This is a genomic window from Monashia sp. NPDC004114 (genome assembly GCF_053603855.1).
This window is the reverse complement of the sequence record NZ_JBSGGK010000034.1, coordinates 22817-31872: the sequence shown is the minus strand read 5'-3', so window position 1 is coordinate 31872 and position 9056 is coordinate 22817. Positions and strand designations below refer to the sequence as shown.

The 9056-nt window shown below is 70.3% G+C and carries 9 protein-coding genes; 4 read left to right on the top strand and 5 right to left on the bottom strand.

The annotated features are described in order from the left end of the window. Both ACWEOW_RS24970 and ACWEOW_RS24965 read right to left on the bottom strand, forming a co-directional pair. Positions 1–569, bottom strand: a 569-nt coding sequence (locus tag ACWEOW_RS24970; RefSeq protein WP_452271954.1) for a response regulator, incomplete at its 3' end; no start/stop codon positions are given. After that, positions 566–2182: an ATP-binding protein gene (locus ACWEOW_RS24965; RefSeq protein WP_452271953.1), complete on the bottom strand. Its 1617-nt coding sequence runs from the start codon at positions 2180–2182 to the stop codon at positions 566–568. The genes ACWEOW_RS24970 and ACWEOW_RS24965, both read right to left, overlap by 4 nt. Before the next feature lie 125 nt (positions 2183–2307). Here ACWEOW_RS24965 and ACWEOW_RS24960 point away from each other — a divergent pair, with 125 nt between their 5' ends. From ACWEOW_RS24960 to ACWEOW_RS24950, 3 genes are all read left to right on the top strand, one after another. After that, positions 2308–3153 (top strand): ABC transporter ATP-binding protein, encoded by an 846-nt coding sequence (locus ACWEOW_RS24960; protein ID WP_452271952.1) that lies wholly within the window; start codon positions 2308–2310, stop codon positions 3151–3153. Next, complete coding sequence (locus tag ACWEOW_RS24955; RefSeq protein WP_452271951.1) at positions 3150–4091, top strand: ABC transporter permease; 942 nt, start codon at positions 3150–3152, stop codon at positions 4089–4091. Before ACWEOW_RS24960 ends, ACWEOW_RS24955 begins: the two co-directional genes overlap by 4 nt. 84 nt (positions 4092–4175) lie before the next feature. Next, a complete protein-coding gene (locus ACWEOW_RS24950; protein WP_452271950.1) occupies positions 4176–5234 on the top strand; it encodes an ABC transporter substrate-binding protein in 1059 nt (352 codons plus the stop codon). Positions 5235–5346: 112 nt separating this feature from the next. Here ACWEOW_RS24950 and guaB read toward each other — a convergent pair whose 3' ends face one another. From guaB to shbA, 3 genes are read right to left on the bottom strand one after another with little or no spacing between them, the layout of a single operon-like run. Further along, positions 5347–6867, bottom strand: a complete 1521-nt coding sequence (guaB, locus tag ACWEOW_RS24945) for an IMP dehydrogenase (RefSeq protein WP_452271949.1) — start codon at positions 6865–6867, stop codon at positions 5347–5349. 52 nt (positions 6868–6919) lie between these two features. Then, positions 6920–7801, bottom strand: coding sequence for a hypothetical protein (locus ACWEOW_RS24940; RefSeq protein WP_452271948.1), 882 nt, complete (start codon positions 7799–7801; stop codon positions 6920–6922). Further along, positions 7798–8373: an RNA polymerase sigma factor ShbA gene (shbA, locus tag ACWEOW_RS24935; RefSeq protein ID WP_452271957.1), complete on the bottom strand. Its 576-nt coding sequence runs from the start codon at positions 8371–8373 to the stop codon at positions 7798–7800. The genes ACWEOW_RS24940 and shbA overlap by 4 nt, the downstream gene beginning before the upstream one ends. A gap of 363 nt (positions 8374–8736) precedes the next feature. Between shbA and ACWEOW_RS24930 the strand changes: the two genes are divergently transcribed. Next, the gene (locus ACWEOW_RS24930) at positions 8737–9024 is read left to right on the top strand and encodes a WhiB family transcriptional regulator (RefSeq protein ID WP_452271947.1); all 288 of its coding nucleotides are present in this window, start codon (positions 8737–8739) and stop codon (positions 9022–9024) included. Positions 9025–9056: the final 32 nt, after the last annotated feature.

The following is a 9056-nucleotide window of genomic DNA, read 5'->3' as shown; positions in this document are numbered from 1 at the left end:
GCCCCGAGGATCTCGGCGACCTCAGCCGCGCCGACCGGCTCGGGCGCCGTGCTGACGATCTCCAGGACGCGTGCCATCGTCGGCTGCAGGTTGCGTACGGCCGTGGCTCGCCTCGAGGGCGTCCCGCGGAGGCTGTAGAGGGCATCGACGGCGTCCTGGTCGACATCGCCCTCACTGCTCGGTGCCTTGCGCAGCCGCTCGGTCCAGGCCCGATACGCCTCCAGCTGCTCGCGGAGCGCGGCGAAGGTGAACGGCTTGACGAGGTAGTAGAACGCCCCGAGCTGCATCGCCGCACGCACCGACTCGAGGTCGCGTGCGGCGGTCACGAGCAGGAAGTCGGGCACCCGGTGCCCGTTGGCCGCGAGGCGGCGGACGAGGTCGAGCCCGCTGAAGTCGGGCAGGTACATGTCGAGCAGCACGAGGTCCGGCTCGAGCTCCCCGACGAGGCGCTGCGCCTCCTCGCCGGTGTGCGCCTCGCCGACGGCGGTGAAGCCGTCGACGCGGGCGATGCTCAGCGCGTGCGCGCGGGCCACGTGGTAGTCGTCGTCGACGACGAGGACCCGGATCATGACATCTCACCTACCCGTTCGCCCACCCGGAGCGGGAGGCTGACCTCGAAGCGGGCCCCGTCCGGCGACGACGCCGTGATCGTGCCGCCGGACCGGGTGACCAGCCGGTGCACGAGCGCGAGGCCGACCCCGCGGCGCATCGCGCCACGGGGACCCTTGGTCGAATAGCCGTCGACGAAGACGTCGTCGATGCGGTCCGCTTCGATGCCTGGCCCCGTGTCGGCGACCGAGAGGCTGAGTATGCCGTCTCGCCGGTTGAGCGCGACCGTGACGGTGCCACGGGGGTGCTTCCCCGCTGCGCGCGGGTCGTCGGCGACCGCGTCGACGGCGTTGTCGATGAGGTTGCCGAGCACGGTGACGAGCGGCAGGTCCTGGACGTCGCCCGCCGCCAGCCTGCTGGACGGGTCGAGCAGCAGGACGACGTCGCGCTCGGCCGCGACCGTGGACTTGGCGAGCAGCAGCGCTGCGACGACCGGTGCCCCGACCCGCGACCGGATCTCCTCGCTGGCCAGGGAGGTCTCCTGCCAGAGCTGCTGGCTGTAGCGGGCAGCCTCTTCGACCTCGCCGATCTCGAGAAGGACCGAGAGCACGTGCAGCCGGTTGGAGAACTCATGCTCTTGGGCCCGGAGCGCCGTGGTCAGACCCTCGACGGAGTCGAGCTGGCGCAGCAGGGCTTCGAGCTCGGTGCGGTCACGGATGGTGACGACCCAGCCGGCGTTGCGGCCGCCGACGATGACGGGCATCCGGTTGAGCACGAGCAGGTGCTCGTCGGTGACGGCGACGAGGTCGCTGCCCTCGACCTCACCGGTGACGATCCGGCGCAGCCGGCCGTCGGGCATGACGTCTTCCACGTGCTGGCCGAGCCGGGCCGACTCGAGGGCGAGCAGACGGCGCGCCTCGTCGTTGAGCACGTTGATCTCCCCCGCGCCGTCGACCGCGAGCACACCCTCACGGATCCCGTGAAGCATCGCCTCGCGCTCCTGCATGAGGGCGACGATCTCGGACGGCTCCACGCCGAAGGTGACCCGCTTGATGGCCCGGGCGAGCAGGACCGCGGCGAGCACGCCGAGCCCGAGCGCGATGAGGCTGTAGAGCGCGATGTCGGCCACCTCGGCGGAGACGCGCAGACCGACCTCCGACTCGAGGATCCCGACCGACACCTCCCCCACGGGCCGTCCGTTCGGGTCGACGATCGGGGCACGGGAGTTCGCGGACCGCCCGAGGCTGCCCTCGTCGATGCCGGTGTGCACCTGGCCGTCGAGCGCCACGACCGGCTCCTCGATGCGCTCGCCGATGAGGGCCGCGTTGGGGTGCGAGTAGCGCGTGCCGGTGCGGTCGATGATGACGACGTACGAGGCCTTGGTCGCGTCCCGGACCTGCTCGCCGAGGCGTGGCAGCAGGTGGGTCGGGTCGCCGGCCTGCACGGCCGCGGCCACCTCGGGCATCCGGCCGAGGGTGACTGCGACGTTGGTCGCCTGGTCGATCGCATGCTGGTCGGCGGCCCGTCCGGTCAGCCGCGTGTAGAAGCCGAAGCCGACGGCCATCGTCACCACGACGATGCCGAGCACGGCGACGAGGATCCGGGACGCCAGCGTCCTGCCAAACCTCGGCATGCAACTCCTCACCAGTGCGGAACTCGGCTCAAGCATGACTGAGCAGAACGCACAAAACCACAGGTAACGCGGCTATCACGCCCAATGCTCACAAGGCTTCAGCAGCGCCCTCCCCCGCTCCTACGGTGACGCAACTCAACGAGGAGAAAGGGGTTCGGGCCATGGCGGCCATCGAGCTACGACAAGTCACCAAGACCTTCCCCACGTCCGGGGGCGGCACCTACACCGCGATCAAGGACCTCAGCCTGACCGTCGAGGAGGGCCAGTTCTGCGCCGTCGTCGGCCCGACCGGCTGCGGCAAGTCCACCACGCTCACGCTGGTGTCCGGACTCGAGCGGCCGACCAAGGGCGAGGCCCTGGTGCACGGCCGGCCCGTGCGCGGCATCGACACCGGTACCGGCTTCGTGTTCCAGCAGGATGCGGTGTTCCCCTGGCGCAACGTCCTCGACAACGTCGCAGCAGGCCCCATCTACCGCGGGCAGAAGCGCGCGGAGGCCGCCGGCCTCGCTCGGGACTGGCTGCGCCGGGTCGGCCTCAGCGGCTTCGAAGACCGCTACCCGCACCAACTCTCCGGGGGGATGCGCAAGCGGGTCGCACTCGCACAGACCCTGATCAACCAGCCCCGGATCCTGCTCATGGACGAGCCGTTCAGTGCACTCGACGTGCAGACGAGGGCGATCATGTCGACCGAGCTGCTCCAGCTGTGGGACCAGACCCGGCCGGCCGTCGTGTTCGTGACGCACGACCTCGAGGAGGCCATCGCCCTCGCGGACAAGGTCGTGGTCATCACCGCCGGTCCCGGCACGGTGAAGGCGGAGTTCGAGATCGACCTGCCGCGCCCGCGGGTGGTCCAGGAGATCCGGTTCGAGCGCCGCTTCACCCAGATCTACGAGCAGATCTGGTCGGCGCTGCGTGCCGAGGTCGCCGAGGCCCACGCCCGGACGACCCGACTGGCGGAGGTGGCCTCATGATCGACATGTCCACCCCCGGCACCGCCACGAACCGCAGCACCGCGCCCGGAGCCGTGGGCACGGACGTCACGAACCCCGCCGAGCGGCATACGGCACCGGCCTCGGCGGAGCCCCCGGCGCGCGACCCGAGGGCTGCCCGTCGGGCCCGTCGGGTTCGCCTCGCCGGCGTGCGGCTCGGGATCGTCGTCGTGCTCGTCGTCGCCTGGCAGCTGTGCGTCAACGCCAAGGTCGTCGACTCCTTCTTCTGGGGCGCGCCCGGCGGGGTCTGGGACACCCTCGTCGGCTGGGTGACCGTCGGCACCCCGCAGGGCTCGCTCGGCGCCCAGATCATGGTCACCCTCGAGGAGGCCGTGCTCGGGTTCGTCATCGGCGCCGCCCTCGGCATCGTCCTCGGCATCGCCCTCGGCCGGATCCAGGTCCTTTCGGAGATCTTCGCGCCGTTCCTCAAGGCGGCCAACTCGATCCCCCGCATCATCCTGGGCTCGATCTTCACCGTCGCGTTCGGCTTCGGGATCCAGTCCAAGGTCATCCTCGCTGTGGTCCTGGTCTTCTTCGGCGTCTTCTTCAACGCCTTCCAGGGCAGCCGTGAGGTCGACCGCAACCTCGTCGCGAACGCCAGGCTGCTCGGGGCCTCCCGCTGGCAGGTCACCCGTGACGTCGTCCTGCCGTCGGCGTTCACGTGGATCCTCGCGAGCCTGCACATCAGCTTCGGCTTCGCCCTCATCGGCGCCCTCGTCGGGGAGATCCTCGGCGCGAACGAGGGCCTGGGCCTGCTGATCCGGACGTCTCAGAACAACTTCGACATGAACGGCGTCCTCGCCGGAATGGTCCTGGTCGCGGCGATCGCCCTGACGGCTGAGGGCCTCATCTCCCTCCTGGAGCGGCGTCTGCTCCGGTGGCGGCCACCGCAGAGCCACGAAGGAGGCGCGCACGAGTAACCGGACGGCATACGCCCTCCGAGCCGCACGGCTCCCCCACCCATGTCACTGAACCAGAGCACCACCACTCAAAGGAGAGTTCCCTTGAACACCAAGCGAATCGGCGCCATCGGCGCCGCCCTGCTCGCCGCGTCCACGATGGCGGCCTGCGCGAACAACGCCTCAGGCGCGACCTCGTCCGGCGGCGGAGCCGGCGCCTCGGCCCCCACCGTGACCATCATGGTCGGCGGCATGAGCAAGCAGATCTACCTGCCGTTCATGCTCGCCAAGCAGCTCGGCTACTACGACAAGGCCGGCGTCAACGTCAACCTCGTCGACGAGCCGGCCGGCGGCGACGCCACGCAGAACATGCTGGCCGGTCAGGTCCAGGGCGTCGGCGGCTTCTACGACCACAACATCGCGCTCCAGGCGCAGGGCAAGTCGTCCGAGGCGGTCGTCTCGATGCTGCAGATCCCCGGGGAGGTCGAGCTCTGCCGCAGCGACCTCAAGGGCACGATCAAGAGCCCGGCCGACTTCAAGGGTCAGGCACTCGGCATCACCGACACGGGCTCGTCCACCGACTTCCTCACCCAGTACCTCAGCAAGAAGAACGGCGTCGACCCGACGCAGGAGACCCGCCGCGGCGTCGGCGCCGGACAGACCTTCATCGCCGCGATGAAGCAGAAGGCCATCGCCTGCGGCATGACGACCGAGCCGACCGTGTCCAAGGCCCTGTCCGACGGCACCGCGTTCATCCTGCTCGACATGCGCACGGCCGCGGGCTCCAAGGCCGCGCTCGGCGGCACCTACCCCGCGACCTCGCTCTACATGCCCACCGAGTGGGTCGATGCCAACAAGCCGACCGTGCAGAAGCTCGTCAACGCGTATGTCGCGACGCTCTCGTGGATCCAGTCGCACAGCGGCGCAGAGATCGCCGACAAGATGCCCGCCGACTACTACAAGGGCGTCGGCAAGGACGCCTACGTCGCGGCGCTCGACAGCGAGAAGGGCATCTTCAACCCGACCGGGATCATGCCGGCCGACGGCCCGCAGACCTGCCTCGCCGTGCTCGGCGAGTTCAACCCCAAGGTGCAGGGCAAGTCGATCGACCTGACGAAGACGTTCACCAACGAGTTCGTCCAGGCGGCCACGCCCCTGACCTGATCCCGTGACGCGGCCACCGGCCGGTCATCACCCGAGACGACGTATGCCGTCCGGCTGGGTCCCAGCCGGACGGCATACGTCCGTGTGCTGCGAAGCGGTGCGGCGTCCGAGCTCAGCCGGAGACGGAGTAGTTGGGCGCGTCCGCGATGCCCTGGATGTCGTGCGGGTGGCTCTCCTTGAGCGAGGCCGAGGTGATTCGCACGAACTGGCCCTTGTCCTGCAGCTCCGGGATGGTGCGCGCGCCGACGTAGAACATCGACTGGCGCAGGCCACCGACCATCTGGTGGGCGACCGCCGACAGCGGACCGCGGTACGCGACGCGGCCCTCGATGCCCTCGGGCACGATCTTGTCGTCGGAGTCGACCTCGGCCTGGAAGTAGCGGTCCTTGGAGTACGACTTCTTGCCGCGCGAGCTCATCGCGGCGAGCGAGCCCATGCCGCGGTAGCTCTTGAACTGCTTGCCGTTGACGAAGATGAGGTCGCCGGGGCTCTCCTCGCAGCCGGCCAGGAGCGAGCCGATCATGACCGAGTCGGCGCCCGCGACGATCGCCTTCGCGATGTCACCGGAGTACTGCAGCCCGCCGTCGGCGATGACCGGCACACCGGCCGGTTTGCACGCCTGGGCCGCGGCGTGCACCGCCGTGATCTGCGGCGCCCCGACACCCGTGACGATGCGCGTCGTGCAGATCGAGCCGGGACCGACGCCGACCTTGACGGCATCGGCACCGGCGTCGACGAACGCCTGGGCGCCCTCGCGCGTGGCGACGTTGCCACCGATCACCTGGACATGACGGGTCGCCGGGTCGTTCTTGAGGCGCTGGACCATCTCGATGAGGAGGCGCACGTGGCCGTGGGCGGTGTCGGCGACGAGCACGTCGACGCCGGCCTCGATGAGGGTGGTCGCCCGCTCCCAGGCGTCGCCGAAGTAGCCGATCGCCGCGCCGACCATGAGCCGGCCGGCGTCGTCCTTGCTCGCGTCGGGGAACTGCTCGCTCTTGACGAAGTCTTTGACCGTGATCAGGCCGGCGAGGTGGCCCTGGTCGTCGACGAGCGGCAGCCGCTCGCGCTTGTGCTGGCGCAGCAGGGTCGTCGCGTCCTCGCGGCTGATGCCCTCGTGACCGGTGATGAGCGGCATCGGGGTCATCACGTCGCGCACGAGCGTGGTCGCCCACTCGGCGACCGGCGTGAACCGCAGGTCGCGGTTGGTGATGATGCCGATGAGCAGCTTGTCGCCGTCGACGACGGGCAGGCCCGAGACGCGGTACTCACCACAGCGCTGGTCGAGGTCCTCGAGCGTGGCGTCGGGGCCGATCGTGATCGGGTTGGAGATCATGCCGGTCTGGGTGCGCTTGACGAGGTCGACCTGGTAGGCCTGGTCGGCGATCGACAGGTTGCGGTGCAGCACCCCGAGCCCGCCCTGGCGAGCCATCGCGATCGCCATGCGCGCCTCGGTGACCGTGTCCATCGCCGCGGACACCAGCGGGCTGCGGATCGACAGCTCCCGCGTCAGGCGAGTCGTGGTGTCGATGTCGGCCGGCGCGAGGTCGCTGTACCCCGGAAGGAGCAGGACATCGTCGTACGTCAGACCCATCGTGGCGAAAGCGGCGGGCACATCTGACGATCCGAGACTCATTGCCCAATTCTAAGGGCTCTGCCGAGTGCCTCTGGACGGCGCCGCGGTCTGGCTACGGCGTGGAGGGCGGGGTCGTCGGCGCGGTGGGGCTTTTCGCAACGCGGTCAGTCGGCGGCGGAGGGGGTGTCGGCGCGAGGAGCGGACGCCCGCTGGCGGTCGGTGTGCCGGTTGCTGTGGGGGTCGGGGTCGGTGTGGGGGTCGGGGTGCCGGTAGGGGGTACGACGTTCTTGTCCTTGGTGGTGCCCTGCCCACCTTGGCTGTCGCCGTCGCCGTCGCCGCTGCCCGGGTCGGTCGCGGTCCCGGTCGGGGTGCTGGTCGGCGTGTCGCCACCCTGCGAGCCGGCGTTCGCATTGCCGTCGGAGTTGCCGCCCTGGGTCGCTCCCCAGGCGTTGCCGTTGTTGCCGGTCACCCCGGCAGCGCCACCCTGGGCGACGCCGTCGGAGGCGCCGCCGAGCGCGACGGCAAGGCCGCCGGACGCTTCCGCGGCTGCGACGACGGAGGCAGGCAGCAGCACGATCGTGCCGTCGGGCTGGCGGTAGAGCACGAGGCCGCGCGCCTCGGTCGTGCCGGAGGTCTGCGGCAGGCCGAGCCGGGTCAGCAGCCCGCTCGGGGCGTCGCTGTGCGCGCTCTGCTCCATCTTCTGCTCGATGCGGGCCCGGTCGGCCGGGCTGAGCCCACGTGAGGGCAGCGTGACCGCAGCGGCGACACCGGCGCCGGATGCGGCAACCGCCAGCGCCGCGAACGCGCCGACGTAGCGGTGCTTCCGTCCCACCTTCCGGCGTCCCGTGTGGGCCGGCAGCGGGGTGTCGGCGTTGGCGGCGAGCGCGCTGAGCAGGACGGCGACGGGCTCGCCACCGGCGTCCCGACGGGCAGCGAGGTGGTCGAGCAGCAGGTCGTCGGCGGCGAGGTCGCTCATCGGGAACAGGTCGGTCATGCGACGACACCTGCCTCGACGGCGGCGATCATGGCGCGCAGCTTGGTCAGGGCACGGTGCTGGGCGACCCGGACCGCACCCGGAGACATCCCGAGGGCCGCAGCCGTCTCGTCGGTCGACATGCCGACGGCCACCCGGAGCGTGAGGATCTCGCGCTGCTGCGACGGCAGCTGCTGCATGAGCGACATCGCGGCCGCGGCCTCGTCGCGCATGACCGCGACCGACTCGGGTGACGGGCTGTCGTCGGGTCCGTCCGGGATGGTCTCCACCGGCGCGGGGCCCCGCATCGCGGCGCGCTGGGCGTCGGCGAGCTTGCGGGAGGTGATGGTGTAGACGAAGGCCTCGAAGGGCAGGCCGCGCTCCTCATAGGTCGGCAAGGCCGTCATGACAGCCATGCACACCTCCTGAGCGACGTCCTGGGCAGTGTCCTCGGCGCCGAAACGACCGAGCCGGACGCGGGAGTACCTCAGGGCCATGTCCCTGATGCGCACCAGCAACGCGTCACGCGCATGGGTGTCGCGCGTAGCAGCCGCCGCCAGCTCACGCAGCGATGGAGCGTCCACCCGCTCCATCGCGCTCACACCCCCGTGCGTTACGGAGGCGGGACTGGACCAACCAGGACCCATCTGAGCTCTCGCCCCCCGAACTCCCGTTTGGACTGCCGGCGTCACGTTCGCGCCGCCGCTGGCGCTCCCACAAGTCGATCATGCTAGTGCGTGCAGGCCGCCTGCGGGCCCCAAAGGCACCCGAACCGTCCTGGACCGAGCATGCCATCCACATGGGAATTCTTGAACAAGTCTTGAAGATTCCGCTCTTTATCCGTGGTGGATCGTCCGGTTAGCGTCAATTCCGCAGACCCCTCCCGAAGAAGATCACGCGAGCCGGGGCCTGAAGGACGAACGGCGGACCACCCGCCCCATCTGAAAGACGAGCTCATGGCAGAGATCACCCGCCTCCCCGGCCCCGTCGCCGACCTGTGGGAGTGGCAGCTGGACGGAGCCTGCCGAGGCGTCAGCCCGGAGGTCTTCTTCCACCCGGAGGGCGAGCGCGGGCCCCGCCGGCGCAACCGCGACGCGGAGGCCAAGGCGGTCTGCGCCGGCTGTCCCGTCGTCACCGAGTGCCGCTCCCATGCCCTGGAGGTGCGTGAGCCCTACGGCGTCTGGGGTGGCCTCACCGAGGCCGAGCGTGAGCTGCTCCTCGGCGACATCCAGGAGGCCTCCTGACCTCCGGCTGAGCCTCAAGGGCCCTCGGCCGA

Coding starts and splice junctions, on each gene's coding strand:
- guaB (WP_452271949.1), bottom strand. CDS start 6,867: ATGAGTCTCGGATCGTCAGATGTGCCCGCCGCTTTCGCCACGATGGGT.
- ACWEOW_RS24965 (WP_452271953.1), bottom strand. CDS start 2,182: ATGCCGAGGTTTGGCAGGACGCTGGCGTCCCGGATCCTCGTCGCCGTG.
- ACWEOW_RS24955 (WP_452271951.1), top strand. CDS start 3,150: ATGATCGACATGTCCACCCCCGGCACCGCCACGAACCGCAGCACCGCG.
- ACWEOW_RS24940 (WP_452271948.1), bottom strand. CDS start 7,801: ATGACCGACCTGTTCCCGATGAGCGACCTCGCCGCCGACGACCTGCTG.
- shbA (WP_452271957.1), bottom strand. CDS start 8,373: ATGGAGCGGGTGGACGCTCCATCGCTGCGTGAGCTGGCGGCGGCTGCT.
- ACWEOW_RS24930 (WP_452271947.1), top strand. CDS start 8,737: ATGGCAGAGATCACCCGCCTCCCCGGCCCCGTCGCCGACCTGTGGGAG.